24 protein-coding genes are annotated in these 18,558 nt (G+C 35.5%); 12 read left to right on the forward strand and 12 right to left on the reverse strand.

The genetic code is table 11. From position 1 onward, the window contains the following. The first annotated feature begins 311 nt into the window (after window positions 1-311). Window positions 312-839 carry a nitroreductase family protein gene (locus AW729_RS03565; RefSeq protein WP_112123810.1) on the forward strand — a complete coding sequence of 176 codons (528 nt, stop codon included), beginning with the start codon at window positions 312-314 and terminating at the stop codon, window positions 837-839. 57 nt (window positions 840-896) lie between these two features. Here the strand turns inward: AW729_RS03565 and AW729_RS03570 are convergent, their stop codons facing one another. After that, on the reverse strand, window positions 897-2,516 hold the full coding sequence (locus tag AW729_RS03570; protein ID WP_112123811.1) for a hypothetical protein: 1,620 nt from the start codon (window positions 2,514-2,516) through the stop codon (window positions 897-899). Between the two features lie 825 nt (window positions 2,517-3,341). On the opposite strand from AW729_RS03570, the gene AW729_RS03575 reads away from it, so the two are divergent. Continuing rightward, entirely contained in the window at window positions 3,342-4,025 is a 684-nt protein-coding gene (locus tag AW729_RS03575; RefSeq protein WP_112123812.1) for a 4Fe-4S double cluster binding domain-containing protein, read from the forward strand. Window positions 4,026-4,055: 30 nt separating this feature from the next. Here the strand turns inward: AW729_RS03575 and AW729_RS03580 are convergent, their stop codons facing one another. The 5 genes from AW729_RS03580 to AW729_RS03600 all read right to left on the reverse strand — a co-directional run bounded on the left by AW729_RS03580 (window position 4,056) and on the right by AW729_RS03600 (window position 8,070). Beyond that, window positions 4,056-5,009: a DUF4013 domain-containing protein gene (locus AW729_RS03580; RefSeq protein WP_162685770.1), complete on the reverse strand. Its 954-nt coding sequence runs from the start codon at window positions 5,007-5,009 to the stop codon at window positions 4,056-4,058. A 129-nt stretch (window positions 5,010-5,138) separates the two neighbouring features. Then, window positions 5,139-6,269, reverse strand: a complete 1,131-nt coding sequence (locus tag AW729_RS03585; protein WP_112123814.1) for an adhesin — start codon at window positions 6,267-6,269, stop codon at window positions 5,139-5,141. A gap of 43 nt (window positions 6,270-6,312) precedes the next feature. Beyond that, window positions 6,313-7,017, reverse strand: a complete 705-nt coding sequence (gene comB / locus AW729_RS03590; protein WP_112123815.1) for a 2-phosphosulfolactate phosphatase — start codon at window positions 7,015-7,017, stop codon at window positions 6,313-6,315. Between the two features lie 66 nt (window positions 7,018-7,083). Then, entirely contained in the window at window positions 7,084-7,425 is a 342-nt protein-coding gene (locus AW729_RS03595) for a hypothetical protein (protein ID WP_112123816.1), read from the reverse strand. Between the two features lie 78 nt (window positions 7,426-7,503). Continuing rightward, entirely contained in the window at window positions 7,504-8,070 is a 567-nt protein-coding gene (locus AW729_RS03600; protein WP_112123817.1) for a TIGR00730 family Rossman fold protein, read from the reverse strand. Window positions 8,071-8,184: 114 nt separating this feature from the next. Between AW729_RS03600 and AW729_RS03605 the strand changes: the two genes are divergently transcribed. After that, the gene (locus AW729_RS03605; protein ID WP_112123818.1) at window positions 8,185-8,781 is read left to right on the forward strand and encodes a hypothetical protein; all 597 of its coding nucleotides are present in this window, start codon (window positions 8,185-8,187) and stop codon (window positions 8,779-8,781) included. A 331-nt stretch (window positions 8,782-9,112) separates the two neighbouring features. Here the strand turns inward: AW729_RS03605 and AW729_RS03610 are convergent, their stop codons facing one another. Next, window positions 9,113-9,463 (reverse strand): arsenate reductase family protein, encoded by a 351-nt coding sequence (locus AW729_RS03610; protein WP_112123819.1) that lies wholly within the window; start codon window positions 9,461-9,463, stop codon window positions 9,113-9,115. Between the two features lie 40 nt (window positions 9,464-9,503). On the opposite strand from AW729_RS03610, the gene AW729_RS11195 reads away from it, so the two are divergent. The 4 genes from AW729_RS11195 (at window position 9,504) to AW729_RS03625 (ending at window position 11,778) form a co-directional block, all read left to right on the forward strand. After that, window positions 9,504-9,755: a hypothetical protein gene (locus AW729_RS11195; RefSeq protein WP_162685771.1), complete on the forward strand. Its 252-nt coding sequence runs from the start codon at window positions 9,504-9,506 to the stop codon at window positions 9,753-9,755. Between the two features lie 60 nt (window positions 9,756-9,815). After that, window positions 9,816-10,013, forward strand: coding sequence for a hypothetical protein (locus AW729_RS03615; protein WP_162685772.1), 198 nt, complete (start codon window positions 9,816-9,818; stop codon window positions 10,011-10,013). Window positions 10,014-10,045: 32 nt separating this feature from the next. After that, window positions 10,046-10,513 carry a TIR domain-containing protein gene (locus AW729_RS03620; RefSeq protein ID WP_112123821.1) on the forward strand — a complete coding sequence of 156 codons (468 nt, stop codon included), beginning with the start codon at window positions 10,046-10,048 and terminating at the stop codon, window positions 10,511-10,513. Between the two features lie 110 nt (window positions 10,514-10,623). Beyond that, complete coding sequence (locus AW729_RS03625; protein WP_112123822.1) at window positions 10,624-11,778, forward strand: hypothetical protein; 1,155 nt, start codon at window positions 10,624-10,626, stop codon at window positions 11,776-11,778. A 27-nt stretch (window positions 11,779-11,805) separates the two neighbouring features. Here AW729_RS03625 and AW729_RS03630 read toward each other — a convergent pair whose 3' ends face one another. Continuing rightward, a complete protein-coding gene (locus AW729_RS03630; protein WP_112123823.1) occupies window positions 11,806-12,372 on the reverse strand; it encodes a hypothetical protein in 567 nt (188 codons plus the stop codon). A 299-nt stretch (window positions 12,373-12,671) separates the two neighbouring features. Here AW729_RS03630 and AW729_RS03635 point away from each other — a divergent pair, with 299 nt between their 5' ends. From AW729_RS03635 to AW729_RS03650, 4 genes are all read left to right on the forward strand, one after another. Further along, a complete protein-coding gene (locus AW729_RS03635) occupies window positions 12,672-13,973 on the forward strand; it encodes an MATE family efflux transporter (protein WP_112123824.1) in 1,302 nt (433 codons plus the stop codon). 308 nt (window positions 13,974-14,281) lie between these two features. Continuing rightward, window positions 14,282-14,515 (forward strand): hypothetical protein, encoded by a 234-nt coding sequence (locus AW729_RS03640; RefSeq protein ID WP_112123825.1) that lies wholly within the window; start codon window positions 14,282-14,284, stop codon window positions 14,513-14,515. A 45-nt stretch (window positions 14,516-14,560) separates the two neighbouring features. Then, window positions 14,561-14,857: an Ig-like domain-containing protein gene (locus tag AW729_RS03645; protein ID WP_257791420.1), complete on the forward strand. Its 297-nt coding sequence runs from the start codon at window positions 14,561-14,563 to the stop codon at window positions 14,855-14,857. Window positions 14,858-15,253: 396 nt separating this feature from the next. Then, window positions 15,254-15,439 (forward strand): hypothetical protein, encoded by a 186-nt coding sequence (locus AW729_RS03650; protein ID WP_162685773.1) that lies wholly within the window; start codon window positions 15,254-15,256, stop codon window positions 15,437-15,439. Window positions 15,440-15,471: 32 nt separating this feature from the next. Here AW729_RS03650 and AW729_RS11200 read toward each other — a convergent pair whose 3' ends face one another. Continuing rightward, entirely contained in the window at window positions 15,472-15,636 is a 165-nt protein-coding gene (locus AW729_RS11200; RefSeq protein WP_162685774.1) for a hypothetical protein, read from the reverse strand. A 79-nt stretch (window positions 15,637-15,715) separates the two neighbouring features. After that, on the reverse strand, window positions 15,716-15,838 hold the full coding sequence (locus AW729_RS11660) for a hypothetical protein (RefSeq protein ID WP_257791414.1): 123 nt from the start codon (window positions 15,836-15,838) through the stop codon (window positions 15,716-15,718). A gap of 231 nt (window positions 15,839-16,069) precedes the next feature. On the opposite strand from AW729_RS11660, the gene AW729_RS11400 reads away from it, so the two are divergent. Then, window positions 16,070-16,210 (forward strand): hypothetical protein, encoded by a 141-nt coding sequence (locus AW729_RS11400; protein ID WP_204355194.1) that lies wholly within the window; start codon window positions 16,070-16,072, stop codon window positions 16,208-16,210. A 277-nt stretch (window positions 16,211-16,487) separates the two neighbouring features. Here AW729_RS11400 and AW729_RS03655 read toward each other — a convergent pair whose 3' ends face one another. Beyond that, window positions 16,488-17,687 (reverse strand): cofactor-independent phosphoglycerate mutase, encoded by a 1,200-nt coding sequence (locus AW729_RS03655; protein ID WP_112123828.1) that lies wholly within the window; start codon window positions 17,685-17,687, stop codon window positions 16,488-16,490. A gap of 100 nt (window positions 17,688-17,787) precedes the next feature. After that, complete coding sequence (locus AW729_RS03660; RefSeq protein WP_112123829.1) at window positions 17,788-18,549, reverse strand: hypothetical protein; 762 nt, start codon at window positions 18,547-18,549, stop codon at window positions 17,788-17,790. Window positions 18,550-18,558 lie beyond the last annotated feature (9 nt).

The raw sequence follows: 18,558 nt of genomic DNA on the forward strand, positions 1-18,558 counted from the left end.
ACAATAATACTTTATTAACTTTTATTTAAAGATTATAACCTTATTATTTCACAACACATCACAATTGAAATGATTAATACATTAAATGAAAGAAATATAAGAAAAAAGAAATATAAAGAAAGATAATTAATGTATTTTAATCATTTTAATCACCTTTTTTACAAAACCCACTTTATTAACAATCTATCCCTAAAAAGGATTAAACTTCCACTCGTTTTAGATTATTTTAAATGACTTAAGAATTATTCACATACATCACAAAGTCTTAAATCTTATAAACATATATATTTACTATCAAGAAGTGATTAATTATGAATGATTCAGATTTAATATTGGATTCGATTAACTCAAGATGCAGTACAAGATGCTTCACCGACAAAAAGATATCAGAAGACTCATTGGAAAAAATCATCAAGTCAGCCTTTACGGCTCCATCGGCGTGTAATCTTCAGCCATGGGAATTTATATTGATAACGGATAAAGATACGCTAAGGGATATGGCTGATGTTCATCCTTTTGCATCCATGTTCAAGACTGCCACTGCCGGAATTATAGTATGTGGCAACATGGAAAAATGCATCAAAAATCATGAGGAGTTCTGGACTCAGGATTGCAGTGCTGCTACGGAGAATATTCTTCTTGCGGCAAATAGTCTGGATATCGGAAGTGTATGGACGGGAATATATCCCGTGACGGAAAGATGCAGATACCTAAGCGATTACTTTAATCTGCCCGATAACATCATGCCCTTTAGTCTGATAGCACTCGGCTATCCGGGCCAAAAGAAGAATATCATGGATAAGTATGATGAAAATAAGGTTCACTTTGATAAGTGGTAAAAAAAAGGTGGAGATTTTTAAAGACATGTAGTCTTAATATGATCTTTTTTTTTTGATTTACAGTTGCAATGTTATTGTACAGTTTCCCCTGCAACCGTTGTAGGCACCTCTTGTACCCGTTGAGAGGACAACCGTGTGATTGCCGCTTTTATAGTAGCTTGGTAATGTCACGGTAATGTCTATTGTACCGTTTATTACCTTAAAGAGCATTGCTTCGGAGTTGTTTGTTTTTAACGTTAAACCTGATACCTTGATGGCGAAGATGTTTTCGCCCAGGACGTTATGGTTGTGTTCATCAAGAAGTACTCCTGTTATGCGTATTGTTCTTGTGTTGAATGTACGGTTTACCAATTGTATGTGAGTGTCTGGTCTTGTAAGGTTGAAGTATGTCTTGTTTTCTATACGTCCATAGTTGCTTTTGCTGTAGACTGAAGTTAACTTGACTGCCTTTGCTGACCATCCATCTGGCATAGTAAAATTGATTGATGCCGTTCCGTCTTTTAGGTATGCCTTTACGGTCTGGTTATTTTTATCCTTAACGGTTATGCCGTTTAGTTTAAATATGACATATCCTGTGTTTATTTTTCTGTCATCTATCTTAAGGTTTGCAGTAAAGGTTATGTTGTTTCCCATCTTTGTAATGCTGTCGCTGGTTGTTATGACAAAGTCGACCTTAGGCTTGTATGAAGCGTTCAGGATATATGTGTATTTTTGTATGAACATTCCGTTTACGCTTGTCGGCAGTTGACTGGCGGCTATTCGTCTGTTTGAGGTTACTATGTTGTCTCTTAGATATGCCGTGCTTCTTCCGACATATGCTCCGTTGTCGTTTCCTGCATAGAAGTCTATTGTTGATGTGGTTTCATTGCGTTTGAAGTGATATGTCATTATGTTTCTTCTGTTTATTCCATATGGATCCTTTAGTGTTATCAGTCGGGAGAGATATACTGGGGTGGATGTTTTTAGATCGTTTGCACAATTTCCTTTGCGGTAGTATGTTTTGCTGTTTGGACATACTATGTAATCACCGTAGTTTAATGTGCCTGTATTTATCATTGCTCCGTTACGGTATACTTCAGATCCGTATCTTCCATCGGGTGATTTTATGATGAAGTGTCCTATACCTAGTTGTCTGTGTAGGTTTCCGATGTAGTTAAGGTCACTGTTTGTGATTGATTTTGATTGTATCATTGAAAGTGCCCTTGATTCTATGAGTCTGTTTATGTTTGAATTGTCTGCTCCTCCGGTTCCCACCATCCATCCGTCATTGCTTACAAGTACGTGGAAGAAATAGCTTCCTGTTGTTTTGTATTGCTTGATGAATGAGGTATTGTTGACGACATATATGTCGGCCGTTGAGCCTGTTGAATCTCTTCTGAATGAGATTACTGCCTCATTTTCGGATATCTGCATTATCGTTGTACAGCAGTCGCCTGTATATTCTGTTTCATCAATGTTTTCTTTTTTGTTTGTGGTCTTTTCTTTGTTGATGTTTCCCGTTGACTTGTCGTCGATTCGGCTTTGGATATCTGTTGATATCTGTTTATTGTCGTTTATTTCCTGTGTATGAGTTTCGGCTTGATTTTGCGTGGAAACGCTTGTGTCAGTTTCGTGTGTAATTGTATTGGCTGTTGTAGTGTGATTGTCACTTGCATATGCTGCGGTGACAAATAGCATTATTAATACAATTAATAGAGCTGATTTATATATTTTAATATTTTTACCCCCCAAATTTTAAAAATAAAGTTTTTTATTCTTTTATATGAAATAGTTTATAATTTGTGTTATAAATAGATTCCTTTATATTTTTTTTTTGAAGGATTACTCTTTTTAAAAGGGGTTGTTGATGAGCATAATTAGATTTTATTGGTTTTATTTTGAACAAGTAAGATATTGAATTTGTTTATTAGGTTAGGGGATATTTAATTATTTGTGCTGTTTGAAATTATTTTTAGAAAAAATAGGTTAATGTAAGATGTTTTTGTCATCTTTAGATTGTGGATTATTTGATAATGTTATATGGGATAATCTATTGTTTTTGACATCCCATATTCCCTACACATATTTATGTATTTTTAGAGTGATTTGATTTTTGCTATGTGTATCTGATGTTTTTATCAAACGATTTATTTTAAATCATAGGCGATTTATGATTTATATGGAGTTTGTTTATGTGATTTTTTAATCTTGGCATTACCAATTGCTTTTTTAATATATAGGATTTAATTTTTAAACTTAATTTTTGGGTTTTTTTTCTTTAAACTTAAACTTTATACCTATACCCCCATAGGTATAATAATTATTATGCACTTACTACTATATAAAGATAATCAAAAAAGTTATCAAAAATGGATTAAAAAAGGTCAAAATAAAAGGATTAAAAAACATATTAAACATACAAAAAACATAAAATAAAAAAAGAGAAAAAACAATAATATAACTATAAAAAACCACATCCTCGCCAAAAAAACATTAACAAAAAGATAATCCGGTTTGATTAAAATGACACTTAAAGACAAGATAGACAACATATGTATAAACATGACCACACTACATGGCTATGCATCAATAGAAGACTATCAGGATTACATGATAGATGAACTTAAAGGATACTCCCATGCAATAGTAGTGGGCATAAAAATACCAGACAATATAATAGACAACCTCGAATCACCACAGGGTGAACTGGATTATCAGGATAGCTACAACAGGATAAACAATAAACTCAATCAAATAACCTCAGAACTTGAAAATCTGATTAAAAATGAGGGTTACTCAGCAAAAAGCGTCAATGCATCATACATCATACCCGATGGAAAGCTATACGGTGAACTATCACATAAGATGATAGCAAACCTTGCGGGACTGGGCTGGATTGGAAAAAGTTGTCTGCTTATAACACCAGAGTACGGTCCAAGACTAAGATGGGCCACACTGCTAACGGATTATGATTTGAAAACAGAAAATAATCCGGTGAAATCACAGTGTAACAATTGCAGATTATGCGTTGAAAAATGTCCGTCACACGCACTTAATGACGTTGAATTCAGACCGGAAGATCCAAGAAGCGTACGATATGATGCATACAAATGCAGCGAATACTTTGACAAGCTGGAAAAGATGAACAGGCCAAGACTATGCGGGTTATGTGTAAAGGTATGTCCATGGGGGAAAAAGTCCAACTAAAATAAATTATAAAAAAAGAGATAGGTGGAGTTAGAGTTTCTCTCCACAGTTCAGGCATAAGTCAACAAAGTCCGGATTTGAATGGCCGCACTTGGAACACCTGGTAAGACTTGTCTGTGTCAAGTCCTCCTGTTCTGAGCTTTCAAGGTACTCCTCGAATGAATCCTGTGAAACGGGACCTTCTTTGATATCATCCCGTGAATATTTATTATAGTCAAAGTCAGTACTGGAAACACTATCTGATTGTTCTACAGAAACACTATTTTCCTTCAGGTTACGCTCATTGTACAATAATCCAACCACACGTCCATTGAATACAACAGATAGCGTCATGATAAACGCAAATATTATAACGCCAAATATTGGTATGCCCATCAAGAAGCTGAAAAATGACATGAGTATTGACGTCAGTATTCCCGCTAGAAGCAGTGTCACGTATATCTTCAGCTTACCTATCCTATCTGCCACTTCCCTGAGCTGACCAAAGCTTAACGCGTCGGCAAGGCTATTTGTCTGTGCCAATTTACCGCTGGCAACCACATTAAGTACACTCAGGTATATGCTTATTATAGCAAAGATTATGATGAATATGAATATTACCAATGCAAAGTCAGTATGCAGCTTGACATATTCCGAGAGGAAATATATTATGCCACCTGTTATTCCCACAAGTACAAATTCAACTATGATATACTTTAGTCCGTCAAGCAAAAACAACTTAAGGTTAATCTCCGGCAATACGTCATTCAAGTTAACGGTATGCCTGATGACATTCAGCATTAATCCGGAATAAAATAATGCCAGAAAGATTCCCAGTATGAAATATAATGGAGATAAAACTACAAGAAAATCCAAATCAAAATAGATGATTGATGAAACCGACAGTAGAATTATGATTATTGCAGGTACCGACAGAACAAATAACTGTACAATATCCGAAATTGTGTATCTAAGTGAATCTTTTATTATACTCATTGCATCCATGAATTCTTCCTCCATACTTGTTTAAACAATATAATTTATATAAGTTGATATATTAAAAAGTATTTATTGGCTTGAGCATGATAAAAGATGTGAAAACACTAAAAAAGGATATTGGAAGGGGATTGATGATTATCTTCTGCGTCTGAATCGGAGCAGTCTGCGAAGTATGGCCAATGCCACTATAAACACAAGTATTAATGCTGCTATCGGCAGCATGTCTATTATGAATGAATGATTAACCTTTTCCAGGTAATAGCTTCCATAGAAGTTCATGCTGCTTGAATCCGTATGGTTTTCTGTAATCTTGGCAAATGTACGTACAAGGTCCGGGTAGGCTATGTATGCCCCATTGTATTCTATGTAATCCGGGGCCTTGTTGTTTTCATCCATGTACTGCTTTACGATACCGCCCATCTTCATGTAATCGGATATTGTATATGCATCCTTTGCAAAGAATGAGTAAGTCCATGGAGTGGAAGGTGCTTCATAGCCGGAGGGACTTTCAAGTCCGTTGCCGTTAAGATAACTTGCCGTTAGGTATAATACCTGGCTTGCCGTGTAGCCGTTGTATGTATCATCATATGATGAATCCTCACTTTCATACAACTCTTTGCTTGCCTTTGCCATCTGTGACACGTCAAGCTTATGTGTCAGCACAAGGCCATCATCATATGCCCTGTTGTCATTGTTGTTGTTTATCTTGTCTACTATCTGTTGGGCTATGTACTTGTTTACCTCATCTCTTGACTGTGAGTATGTTCCCTTGTATGCAGCATCCGGATACTCCTGCAGCGGCTGGATATATTCTATTCCGGCATCCTGCAGGTACTTGCCGGGATTGTTTATTCCCGCAAATACGTTTGATGAGTAGTCATCATCCCATGCTCTTCTTATATATCCGTCACTATTGTTTAAGTCAAAGTCTCCGGTGTTTACGTATATTATTTGCTTGTCTGTGTTGACTGCATATTTTGCCAGTATCAGCAGGTTTCCTGCACAGGGATTTGCAACGTTTACTCCCACGTCATAGTTTGACTCTATCAGCCGTGTTCCCTCTCCGGGACTTGGTGCCTGTGAGTCTATGGTGACGGTTATCTGTCCGCCGGACAATTCTTCAACATAGTTTTTTATGGACTTGAGCATATCCAGGTCATTATCTGTATTGGATATGCTGTCTGATGTGAGAAATACGTTTGTAGCACTCACGGTTGAGGTTAATATCAATGCTATAACCAGCAGTATGGATATCTTTTCCTTCATAATAATATTTTTCCCCCTTCTCATTTACTCTTAATATGATTATCTACTTTGATAGACGTATCTTAGCGTCTTCATATATTCCCACGTTTTCTGAGTGGTTTATTTTCATGCAGAGCTTTACGTCCTCTTCTAGTCCTAGTTTTCTTAGCTTGCATCCTCCCCATGAGTCATATATCAGTTGTTGGCTTCTTTTGTGATCTTCGGATAAGATGCTTGCAGCCTGTGCAGATTCATCGGGATGTACATCCAGTTTCATTTTTTCTGCTAAGTTTATTAGCTCTTGTGTTATTATACCCGCCGCTAGTGCATCCTCGATGTTGAAGTTTGTCCTTCTTCCTGCCATTATTATTTCTATTTCATCATTGGCCATTTCCAATGCCTTTTTTGCAACTGAATGTGCGTTTATCATGGATCCTACCAGTACCCTTGTGTCCTCTGATTTTTTCTTTACGTTTTCCAGTACCCGTGTTCCGTTTGTGGTTAACAGTACAAGGGTATCGGCAGTGTTCTGTTGTATTTGATGTGGTGAGTTTGTCAGGTCAAATCCATCTATTGTTTTAAGGTCCAGTTCTCCGGCAAGCAGCGTGTTTTCATCCTTGAGTGATAGTGCCTTATCTATATCGTTTACTGGTATTACCTCGTTGAAGTTGTCCAGTGCCAGGGTTATTGTTGTGGTTGCCCTGAGCTGGTCTATTACTATACATAAGTCCTCCGTTGTAGAGTCAAATAATGATACTTTTATATTCATTTTTCTAAAAACACCGTCCCTTATTTTTATTTGATTGGTCTTGTTTAAATTCTTTTGCATATTAATCTATAATGTGTATTCCACGCTATGACTTCCGCATATCAGTTTCTGATTATCATCATCAATGACACTTTGACCATTAATCATATTGAAGTAAGCGGAATACTTTTTGTTTAACTGCTTGCATGTTTCATATTTTAAAAGTGCCTTGTTTTTCTTATCAATTTCCACTATATCATATACATCACTTGGTGCAAAATAACAGATGCTCACTTCCATGTTTTCATTGGATAATATTACATGTTCAAAGATGACAACACCGAATGAGTATAGCATCTCTATTTCCGACTTATTGTCCTCATCAACCTCTATTCTGGTATGCTGCGTTTCCTTTATTCCTTCGGCCAATTAAATCACCGTCACAAAAATCATTTAAGTTAATCACTAAATTACAGATGCATATGAACGCTTCACATGATGATTATACTATATGTCATATACATCATCGTTTTCAAAGTCATATCCGTCAAGATACTCGAATACCTCATCTACAGTATCAACTACGTAAAATAGGTCCCGGTTATTCTCGGGTATGGTATTTTCCTTTATCATATCGTCAATCATCGACAGAAGCGGGTCATAGAAGTTATATGCATTCAATATTATGATGGGCTTATTGTGACATCGAAGCTTCTTTAATGTTATCACTTCAAAGACTTCATCAAGAGTTCCTATTCCACCGGCCGTTATTATGAATGCGTCCGACTTTTTGATAAATTTCTTTTTGCGTTCATCCATGGACCTGGTGTATATTATATTATCACATTCATTAAATAAGCGTTCAAATCTGGTCATCCAGTCGGGTATGATGGCCTGTATGAATCCGTCATTGTCTGCAACTCCACGGGCGACGCTTCCCATCATTCCATCATTTCCACCGCCGAATACCAGACAATGATTGTTATCGGCTATCATTTGCCCCAATTCATAGCCCAACTTCAAGTATTTTTCGTCAACTTCATTGCTTCCAGAGCCGAATAAACATATTTTCATGATAATACTTCCTAAGTAATATTTTAATTATTTAACTATAAGTATTTTATAATTTCAGATATTACATAAAAGTTATTAAGTATTAGAATAAAACCTATATAATAGGAGATAGAAATGGTAGGCTTTGAAGTAGTTTTGACTATAAATGATTCACATCCGGTTACAAGCAGAAAACTTAAAATACCTTATGGCATTACATTTAAGCAAATGCATAACATTATCCAGATTGTATTCGGATTTGAACATGAGCATGAGTATCAGTTTAAATTTAAGGATTTTGAATTTACTATTGAAGAGATTGATAGATTGGATCCGGAGCTTATTGATTCAAGACGTGAGCCTATCGACAAATACTTTGAATCATTCACGCAGTGCACATATTACTACGGGGACTGGACCATCATCATGGACATTGACGTTATTGAATATGATGAGGTCTTTGCACAGATTGATACCGTTCATGGCAGGTATAATCCTATTGAGGAATGCGGTAACGTTGAGGAGTTCAATAAGATTGTTGACATTAAGAGAAACTCACTTGACTATGATATTGTCAAGTACGGTTTTTATGTGGATAAAATCAGGTTTATTAACCGTAAGATTGTTCAAAAAAAGTTCATGCTTATGTTTAGGGTTCCGTTTAAGGAAGTAAATAATAGGATTGTTAAAGTTGAAATTGATCCTAATTATTCCCTTGATAGATTCTTTTAAATTATAATTTTTTTTGTTAAACTTGTTTTAGTTAACTTTTATTTTTACATCATTATTGTTATCATTCCGTAGAAAACTATTATGAGGAATACTACGGTGATGATTGCCACGATTGCTTGTGTTAGTTTTTCACTCATGAACATAAACCTCCTATAATTTTAGGTATGCCTTACTTTATATATAATTATTAAATTCATCATATATAAAGATATTCAATTTAAAATATAAACCAAGAAAAAATAGAGACAAAATCCATACAATACAAAATAAAAAAAAATATCCAAAATACACAAAAAAAATAATTACAAAAAAGAAATGGTAAAAAATAGAATTATAACAGTTTTTCTGCCCATTCAGCTTCCTTAAAGCCTGTAAGGACAAAGTCATCACATACGATGATGGGCCTTTTTACAAGCATTCCATCGGTTGATAAGAGTTTAAGCTGTTCATCCTCACTCATATCGGGTAACTTATCCTTCAGCTTCTTTTCTCGATATATCTTTCCGCTGGTGTTGAAGAATCTTTTCAGGGTTAAATCACTTCTTTCATACCAGTCCTTAAGCTCCTCATACTGAGGGTTATCCTTGACTATGTCACGGTCCTCATAGTCTATTTCATGTTCATCCAACCACTTTTTGGCCTTGCGGCATGTCGAACACCTTGGATATTCTACGAATAACATTTTCTATTTCCACTCCCACTTGTTTTCATTAGTATATTATATGACTCTTATAGCATTTAATGTTAATATGAGTTTTCAGGCAAAATATTTCAACGGGATAACGGCCAATACAGACTCGATAAAATCACATCCAATAAAACACACCAGCTTAGGACATAAGTTAAACGTTACATACAGCCGGATATGCAAAAACGCTCATTTAATTAGAAAGCAAGCCAATAATCTCTATCATTTTCTAAAAAAATTCATGTACATAACATACATTAAACCTATTTTATGCTTTTTACCATAATGGCATTTTTTACATAATATGTACATAGATATATATACTAACACAGACATAGATAGTATCATGAAAAATTATACAGTTAAAGCTAGACAGAGATATGGTAGCAATTCCATTGATTTAACATTACCGGCTAGTATAAGAAAAGAATATTCAATAAACCATGGAGATATATTCAAAATAAGTCCCATAGAAAAAGATAACGTGTTAACACTTGAATACAGGTTAATCTACCACAATGAGGATGAAGATGAAGAGGAATAATATCTACCAAAAACGAATACAGGGCAAAAAAAATGATATCAAAAGATGTTAACATATATATAAGCTATTTTCATATAGACGAATACTTTAAAAATCTCTTAAATGACATGATAGGTGAAAACTACAAGATAAAATCATCACCCCAGGAATATTATATCAAAAACAATTTCAACTCATACATGGACCAATTAAACACGAACAACAATGAGGAAAACATATTCATAGTACTTGTAGGTACCGATACCTATCGCAGCGTAAACGTGGACTGGGAGTTGGAGTTCGGACTGACACACCATGATGCAATACTGGGATTGTGCCTTCCGACAAATGATGACTACAAGAAGGACGTATGCACCCCAAAAACCACTCCGACAAAACTGTTGAATAACCTGTACACAGGTTACGCATCATATTTTGACTGGACAGACAGCTTTAATGATCTAAGCGAATATATCAATATTGCAGTAAACAACAAACTTCATAGACATGCACTGATATAAAAGAAAAAAATTTAAAACATATTTTAATATAGACAATCCAATAAAGATATTGATTAGAAAAATTTTTTTAAAAAGCACCAAATAAGATTACATTAGGGGAAGGACAAATTATGCAAAGATGTGAAAAATGTGGACAAGAGAATAATAACTATGCGGAACGTTGTGTCTACTGTGGAGAATTCCTGTACATAGCAGTAGATCATGATGACATCCAGTACAATCATCCACGACGAAAAATAAAAAGAAGACATAACGACTTCACAGAGGATATAATTGATGAACTGTCAAACTCCAACAATGAAGCATCAGAGTACATGGACATAGATGACAATCCATTTACACAGGCCATAGAGAAAAACTCATACCATGAAAAGAACAGATACATCAATGACGACTACATCGATGAAAGCTTCATAAACCCGGGCGATTCAAGCTTTCATGATTTGGAAGTGAATAATCCGGATACACTTGAAGAGGAGATAATAGAAGAACTCACCGGCACCCAAGAACAACAGCCACCAAAAAAACAGCACCTGATAGACCTTCAGGATGACTTGAAACGAAAGATCAAAAGAAACAAGACGCTTGAAAACTCGATAGGAATAAGATTCAGCGATATAGATGTAAACGTAACATCCATAAAAAATCCGATAGAGATAACAGGCAGGGCACACTTCAACCAGAACGATATACATGAGGACTATAAGCTCTCGGTCATATGCTATGACGTGCTTCAAAACAAGCTTGACAGAAAGGAGATAATGCTTGAAAACAACAACCACGATGAACACGTGGACTTCAGTATATCCATAACACCGAACATCCACAAGACTGCCATGATAATACTGCTACCGGAGATAATAGAAGAGGACCAAGAGGATACCACAGAGTTTTCATATGACTATAAGAAAGCATCACATGACGTGTCACCAAGCATTACCAATCAAATATTCATAGAAAACATGACCGATATCGAAAGAAAAATAGGAATAAAAATAGACAATACAAGCATACTCTTTAAGTCCGACAGAAAAATAGAAGTGGTAGGTGAAATCTACATCAAGCATCCGGACAAATACACCACCATAATGATAACCGCCACATGCTATGACAAGAACAATCACATCATAGCAACAGAGGCCACCAAGATAAACACCAGAGTTTACCTTGGATTTGACACACTGCGTCTTATCATCAATGACGTTGACGTAAAGAAAATCCAAAGAATAAAGATATATCCGACACTGCAGGGACTTGACTACTAGAAGTTGCCCTAAACTATGACTTGATAGTCAGTAGTCCAGGTATTGGCATCTTGCCTTGTATCTGGCATATTCAAGGGGATAATTATTTTCCAATATCTCCAGAACCCTTCCCTTTACCTCTTTATCATCACTTATTTTTAGAATGTCAACCAATATGTCAAATTCCACCACCTGATTTTTAATCTGCACGGCAAGATAGTCATGATATTCATCATCCCTATTGTACAAGTCCACCAGCCTATATGTCTCCAACTCCAGGTATAACGAGGACAATAAATATGATACACACTCTGTTATAACGGTATCTGCGACAACATCATACTCGTCGATGTTAACAATCAAATCGGTTATCCTGTATATTAATATCTTAAGCTCCTCATCATCAACGATAATCTTGGCCGAGAGCACATCCTCAATGTATTCATAGAAATCCGCCAAGTCATCCAGGCTTTGACTGTTATGACGAAACATCACCCTCAGGTTAAAAAGAAGCAACTTCAGGTAATGATTTGTCCTGTCAGATAATATGTCATTGTTAAGGCTTGTTATATCACCTATATTCAACACGTCTAATTTTTTACTCTTCCACTTCATAAAAAATAAACCCCCCACACACACTTATGAAATATGTAATACTATATATTATATAAGTTTAGCATTATTGATATAATTATCAATGAGCATAAATCCAATTGATATAATTCAATCGTCCATAATTAAAAGTGGATAAAAAAAATGAACAATACCCAAAATTTATATTCAAAAAAGACCTAAAATAAGTATATCTGATAAAAATGAATAATTATTCTATTGGGAGTTGATGAGTTATAACAGAACATAAGACAGAGGGAGTAAAGACAATACTCGGAGATCCACGTATAGCGGTACGTAAAATGAGCGTACCACTTATAATATCAATGCTCTTGGTGAGCATATATAACCTCGCGGATGCAGCCTGGGTAGCGGGACTGGGCTCTGATGCACTGGCAGGGGTAGGATTTGTAACGCCACTGTTTCTGATACTGGTAGGACTGGGAAACGGACTTGGAGCAGGTGCAACCTCATCCATTGCAAAGTATATCGGACAACAGAAGAAAGAAAAGGCAGATAACGGTGGATTACATGTAATTATAATTACTATTATAATATCACTTCTTGTTACCGTGGCACTGCTATTGATATTAAAGCCCATACTGGCCATGATGGGAGCCGGAACAACGACAAGCTACGCATTGGACTACGGCTACCTGATGTTCGGCGGAACGATATTCTTCGTACTTCCAAATGCAATGTATGGAATCCTAAGAGCAGAAGGTGACGTAAACCGTACCATGCATGCAATGGCAATAAGCGGCGTATTAAACATCATAATAGATCCAATATTCATATACGTACTGAATCTCGGCGTAAAAGGAGCAGCCCTAGCCACACTCATATCATCAGGGCTGGTCATAATAATAATAGCATACTGGTTCTACATCAAAGAGGATACCTACGTCAAACCTACAATAGCAAACTATCAATTCAGCCGTGAGATAACATTCGACATACTAAAAGTTGGAATACCTGCAAGCCTTGAATTGTTAATGACGGCAATACTCACGGCGGTTCTATCCACAATACTTACAACCGTCGCATCAACCGATGCAGTGGCAGTCTACACTACAGGCTGGAGAGTGGTAAGTCTGGGTACCATGCCGATAATAGGAATATCCACCGCACTGGTATCCATCGTAGGAGCAAATTTCGGGGCAAAGCAGTTTGAAAACATTAAGCTGGCACATCATTACAGCATGAAGCTGGCATTTCTTATAGCGGTACTTACCGGAGTACTGATATATGTCTTTGCACCACAGATAGTGATGCTCTTTTCATACAGCACAAACAGTGCACACCTTGCAGATTCAATGGTGGGATTCTTAAGGGTGATGACATTCTACTACCTGTTCATGGCATTTGGTGCACCATCCACATTCCTCTTCCAGGGTGTGGGCAAGGGATTGACTGCAATGTTCCAGACAGTACAAAGAACCGTGATATTCAGTATCATATGCTCATACATATTCGCCATACCAATGGCCATGGGCGAACACGGAGTATGGTACGGTATTGTAGTAGGCCAGGCAATAGCCACCATCATTACATTCATCTGGTCAAAGGAATATGTGAAACGATTAATAAAACGTGGAACATAAATAAACCCTCCCCTTAATTTTACTTTTTTTGATGAGAATACACTACTTTTTAAGATATTCAGATTCATTTACCAAGTTCATCGATAGGACATGTTATCCGACAATCACCCCAAATAAAATGACAGTAAATAATTTTAATACCGCCATAAGATTATCAATTAGTTTTCCAAGAAAAATTAATAATAAAATTAATACCATAATATATATACAAGAACAAAAAAATTTTGTTCAACAATATTCAATAATAAAAATGGAAGTATAAAAAGAGGAAAGGCAAACTAAAAAAATTACTGCTTTTTACTACAATAATGGTACTGCTGGTAGGAGTAGCAACGGCAAGTGAGGTATTCACCGATGCAGATACACCCTCCAGCGATACACATGCAATGGTGGAAAAAGCAGTACAGGAAAAACCAACAGTATCACCAGGTGATACAGATACAGTAGAAAATATAAAACAAAAAACGGAGACAAATCAGACAAAAAACATAGAAAAAACCACGAGTAACAACCTAAAAAAGGATACAACGGTAGACTCATGAACTACACTTAACAGTACAATAACTGATGCAACACCAACACTCACCATAACACCATTCGAAGAACCAGTAACCACAGGCTCAACAATAACACTCAATGCAAAAGTAACAGTCAGTGACACACCAATCACAACGGGAAAAATAATTTTCAAAATCAACGGTAAAACATTGAAAGATGCTAACGGTAAGGTGATTTACGCTAAACTAGACTCCAACGGTGAAGTATCAGTTAATTACAACATTGGCAATCTTAAGGTTAATACCTACACTGTTAAAGCAGTATTTACCGATTCCCGATATGACAAAATAGAAAGTGACACTACTATGACTGTTGTAAAATGTTAAAACACCAGTCAAATAATTAAACAAAACCTCAATAAATAGGATGGAAGTATCACAATCTTCCATTTCTTTTAACTTTTTTTATCGAACTATTTTTACTCATTTTCATTAACTTTATTAGTAGATGAAATAGAAATATTATTTTAGTAATCACTTTACAAATAAGTATATAAAGAATTCAATAGATACAAATCATATTAAACTGAAACCGTGAATAAACGAATTGTAATTGCCCAAAAATTGCTAAAAACATAGTATCCGATAAAATAAAAACCATTATCTTGTTTGAATTTAGTTGCACGTAGTGAAGACACTGAACTATTAGACATAGACTGACTGATAGTTACAGACTAATGGGAAGAATTGGATGTTGAAATTTCAAAATTAGTTGGTAAAATAATGATTGAAGAAAACGAATTAATTTCAACCCATAACATGGACACCTACCATTTCAACACAACAAAATACTATTCCTTAATCTGCCACTTGAACAGATATAAGTTGCTTGAAGAAATCAGATATATTGATGAGTTACTCATCTATGTTGACTGTGAAATTAATTACCCAATACCGGGAGAATTTTAATCCTAAAAACTATGAAGGATTATTTGAATTTATCACGGTTTTCTATTGCTCCTCCACTTTTTGGCACTATTATTATTTAGTATGGAATTGTTGATTATTAACGTTCCTCTACTATAAATTGCTCCTCCATTTTCAGCATAGAATTTTATTAATGTGATATTATTTAATGTTAAAGTAATGTTTTCAGGTATCTTCATGAATTGATATGTGCCCGTCCATCAAGCGTATTGTTGTTACCGTTTATGATAATATTTTTGAGATCTGATTCTTCTAAGGTCATGCTTGTTGTTGCATTATAATCACCAGGCAGTAAGTTAATTTATAACTGGTAAATCCGTAGTTTGTGGCGTTTTCTATTGCCCGTACTAATTGATTATAACTTGTCATATTAACTTCCATATCACCATCCACTATGAATGTTATAGTGTTTGATTGTTGGTTACATGTTTTAAAATATGCGATTGTGTATTTTATATTTATTTAAATAATAATATTAATTATATACTAGAAATACCATGAATAATATAAACTAACATAGTTAATAATAAAATAATTAGAAGAATAATAAAATAAAATCATAATATGTTATACATAATAAATTATTGAATAAATACTTAAGGAGAAATTCAAATGGCAAAACCTATTGGTAATACTCCAACATTATACGGTAAAGATGCAACTAAATTTTTAAACGATACGAATAAACCCCTTACAAAAAAAGATAAAGAATTTAAAAAAAGATTTGATGAAGTGAGGAAAGTATCATTCTAATAATTACAAATCAAAATATAAGAAGAAAGTTTCAATTGGAATTTTTTCCATAATTTTTTTAGTTTCTTTTAATTTTTTCAATATCCCGTTCTAGAGGATTAAAATTATTATATTCTACATAAAATTTTAATGCTTAGCATAAGCCTCTACAAGTACATATCTTAAAGTACTCATTTTCATTAATTATATGTTGATAATCCTTTAAATCAGTACATTAATATATTAGTATAATTAGAACTTGCTTAAAAGAAGATTAAAAGGTGGGGTGGTTAAGTGTTTACTCTTTGCTGATTTTAATCATTTCACATAGAAGGGTATGGCCGGTGATGGTGCCGTATTTACCCTGTGACATGTCTTCGGTGTATGATTGGGTGTCATCAGGTTCCTTGATGCTGGTTGAGTAGATTGCAAACGGTACCGGTGTCATGGTATGTGTCTTTATGTTTACCGGTGTTGGATGATCAGGAAGTACTGCGATTGTGTATTCTTCATCTATTTCCGGTAGCTTATCGAATAATGTCTGTAGGATGATACTGTCTATGTTTTCTATTGCCCTTATCTTTTCGGGTAGGTTTCCTTCGTGTCCTGCTTCATCCGGTGCTTCTACGTGAATAAACTGTACGTCATGTGTCTTTAAAGATTCCAGTGCATAGTCTACCTTGTTCTGGTAGTTGGTGTCAAAGTATGCTGTTGCTCCTGGCACTTCTATTACGTCGAGGTCTATGTAGTTACTTATTCCTTTTAGTAGGTCTACACCGGTTATGGTTGCACCCGTCATATCATATTTTTCCGGGAAGTTACCTATTACTGGTTTTGCTCCCTGACCCCATAGCCATATCATATTGGCAGGTAGTTTTCCTTCAGCTACACGTTTCTGGTTTACTGGGTGATTTTCAAGTACCTTTTGTGAGTCGTACATTAATTGGTTGAGCTTGTCTGCCTTTTCCGGGTTTCCTTTTAGGAGGTATTCCTCTACGTCTCCACCTACAACATCATGTGGTGGTGTATTCTGTAAATCTTCTGTTTCCAGGTCATCTATTACAAATAGGTTTCTGTAGCTTACTCCTGCATAGAACTTTCCAATATCTCCGAATTGATCGTTTAATGCTTTGATTAGTTCTTCTGCTTCAGGTGTGGTTATGTGTTGAGCGTTGGAGTTGTTGATTTTTCCATCCTTTACGTTTATGAAGTTTAGTCTGAATGCTACTTCTCCTTCTTTGAGGTCTACTCCTACACTTGGTGCTTCGAGTGGTCCTCTTCCCTTTAGCATTGATGGGTCAAATCCCATGATGGATGTGTTTGCAACATCTGAACCGGGAGTCATTCCATCAGGTACATTTTTTGCATAACCTGTATATCCATTTTTTGCTATGAAGTCCATATTTGGTGTTTTTGCCACCATTACTGGAGTTTGTCCGTCTATTTCATCTACTGGTTCATCTGCCATTCCATCGGCTATTACTATTACGTATTTCATTGTTATCACTATTTGTATTTTATTTATTTGTTATATTATATTATGATTTTCTTATCTTTTAATTGTTTCTAAAAAATTTAGGCTTACTTAAATTTTTGTATTAGTGTGTGTGCACTGAACATGTGCATCTTTTCACGCTGTTGGGCTTACCGGAGATTGTCCAGTCAACTTTTGAGTAGTTTTTGTATACATCAATCAGATGATCCCTAAGCTCCATCGTGGCTATACCCATAAGGTTATTTCCAACCAGGCTGCCGTCACTTTTTTCCTGTAATCCGTACTCCAGGTTATCACTGTAGCAGGCTATTATTTTTCCATCCATCTTAATCATTTCATTGATGAAGTTTATATCATTAGCCAGTTTATAGTATAATGCATTCAAGTATACCGTATACTTCATTTCATCCCATAACTGCTCGGTTTCATCGGCATTTAGATTCATATCCTTTATGGACTCCTTGACTAGTGAGACTATCTCATTAAAGCTGTGGTAATGTGTCTTTCCTATAGGTATGTGCTTTTCTTCGGTAAATATGATGTCATACATTATGGAGTATTTTCCTTTGACGTATTCCGGATTATATTTTGATTTTGCATCAGCTGACCATAACTTGATAAAGTATGGTCTTTTGTCGCTTTTTAGATATTTCTTGAAGTTTTCGCTCAAGCTATCTGATGCTTCAATCTCCTCGGTGAAGGTTATGGCTCTTGGAAATACATCTTCAATGTCACCATTTTCCTTAACGTACTTATTGTATTTTATAAGATATTCCGCACCACTGCCGTCCTTCCAGAAATCTGACTCTGCAGGAGCATATGGATATTTAATCCATGGGGGAGCGAGGTATTTTTCATTATCCATTATATCACC

The organism is Methanosphaera sp. BMS (assembly GCF_003268005.1).
Classification (GTDB): domain Archaea; phylum Methanobacteriota; class Methanobacteria; order Methanobacteriales; family Methanobacteriaceae; genus Methanosphaera.

Coding starts and splice junctions, on each gene's coding strand:
- AW729_RS03640 (WP_112123825.1), top strand. CDS start 14,282: ATGGTACTGCTGGTAGGAGTAGCAACGGCAAGTGAGGTATTCACCGAT.
- AW729_RS03635 (WP_112123824.1), top strand. CDS start 12,672: ATGAGCGTACCACTTATAATATCAATGCTCTTGGTGAGCATATATAAC.
- AW729_RS03655 (WP_112123828.1), bottom strand. CDS start 17,687: ATGAAATACGTAATAGTAATAGCCGATGGAATGGCAGATGAACCAGTA.
- AW729_RS03610 (WP_112123819.1), bottom strand. CDS start 9,463: ATGTTATTCGTAGAATATCCAAGGTGTTCGACATGCCGCAAGGCCAAA.
- AW729_RS03605 (WP_112123818.1), top strand. CDS start 8,185: ATGGTAGGCTTTGAAGTAGTTTTGACTATAAATGATTCACATCCGGTT.
- AW729_RS03615 (WP_162685772.1), top strand. CDS start 9,816: ATGAAAAATTATACAGTTAAAGCTAGACAGAGATATGGTAGCAATTCC.
- AW729_RS03570 (WP_112123811.1), bottom strand. CDS start 2,516: ATGCTATTTGTCACCGCAGCATATGCAAGTGACAATCACACTACAACA.
- AW729_RS03630 (WP_112123823.1), bottom strand. CDS start 12,372: ATGAAGTGGAAGAGTAAAAAATTAGACGTGTTGAATATAGGTGATATA.
- AW729_RS03600 (WP_112123817.1), bottom strand. CDS start 8,070: ATGAAAATATGTTTATTCGGCTCTGGAAGCAATGAAGTTGACGAAAAA.
- AW729_RS03650 (WP_162685773.1), top strand. CDS start 15,254: ATGATTGAAGAAAACGAATTAATTTCAACCCATAACATGGACACCTAC.
- AW729_RS03660 (WP_112123829.1), bottom strand. CDS start 18,549: ATGGATAATGAAAAATACCTCGCTCCCCCATGGATTAAATATCCATAT.
- AW729_RS03620 (WP_112123821.1), top strand. CDS start 10,046: ATGATATCAAAAGATGTTAACATATATATAAGCTATTTTCATATAGAC.
- AW729_RS03580 (WP_162685770.1), bottom strand. CDS start 5,009: ATGGATGCAATGAGTATAATAAAAGATTCACTTAGATACACAATTTCG.
- AW729_RS11660 (WP_257791414.1), bottom strand. CDS start 15,838: ATGGAAGTTAATATGACAAGTTATAATCAATTAGTACGGGCAATAGAA.
- AW729_RS03575 (WP_112123812.1), top strand. CDS start 3,342: ATGACACTTAAAGACAAGATAGACAACATATGTATAAACATGACCACA.
- AW729_RS03565 (WP_112123810.1), top strand. CDS start 312: ATGAATGATTCAGATTTAATATTGGATTCGATTAACTCAAGATGCAGT.
- AW729_RS11195 (WP_162685771.1), top strand. CDS start 9,504: ATGACTCTTATAGCATTTAATGTTAATATGAGTTTTCAGGCAAAATAT.
- comB (WP_112123815.1), bottom strand. CDS start 7,017: ATGAATATAAAAGTATCATTATTTGACTCTACAACGGAGGACTTATGT.
- AW729_RS03625 (WP_112123822.1), top strand. CDS start 10,624: ATGCAAAGATGTGAAAAATGTGGACAAGAGAATAATAACTATGCGGAA.
- AW729_RS03585 (WP_112123814.1), bottom strand. CDS start 6,269: ATGAAGGAAAAGATATCCATACTGCTGGTTATAGCATTGATATTAACC.
- AW729_RS11400 (WP_204355194.1), top strand. CDS start 16,070: ATGGCAAAACCTATTGGTAATACTCCAACATTATACGGTAAAGATGCA.
- AW729_RS11200 (WP_162685774.1), bottom strand. CDS start 15,636: ATGAAGATACCTGAAAACATTACTTTAACATTAAATAATATCACATTA.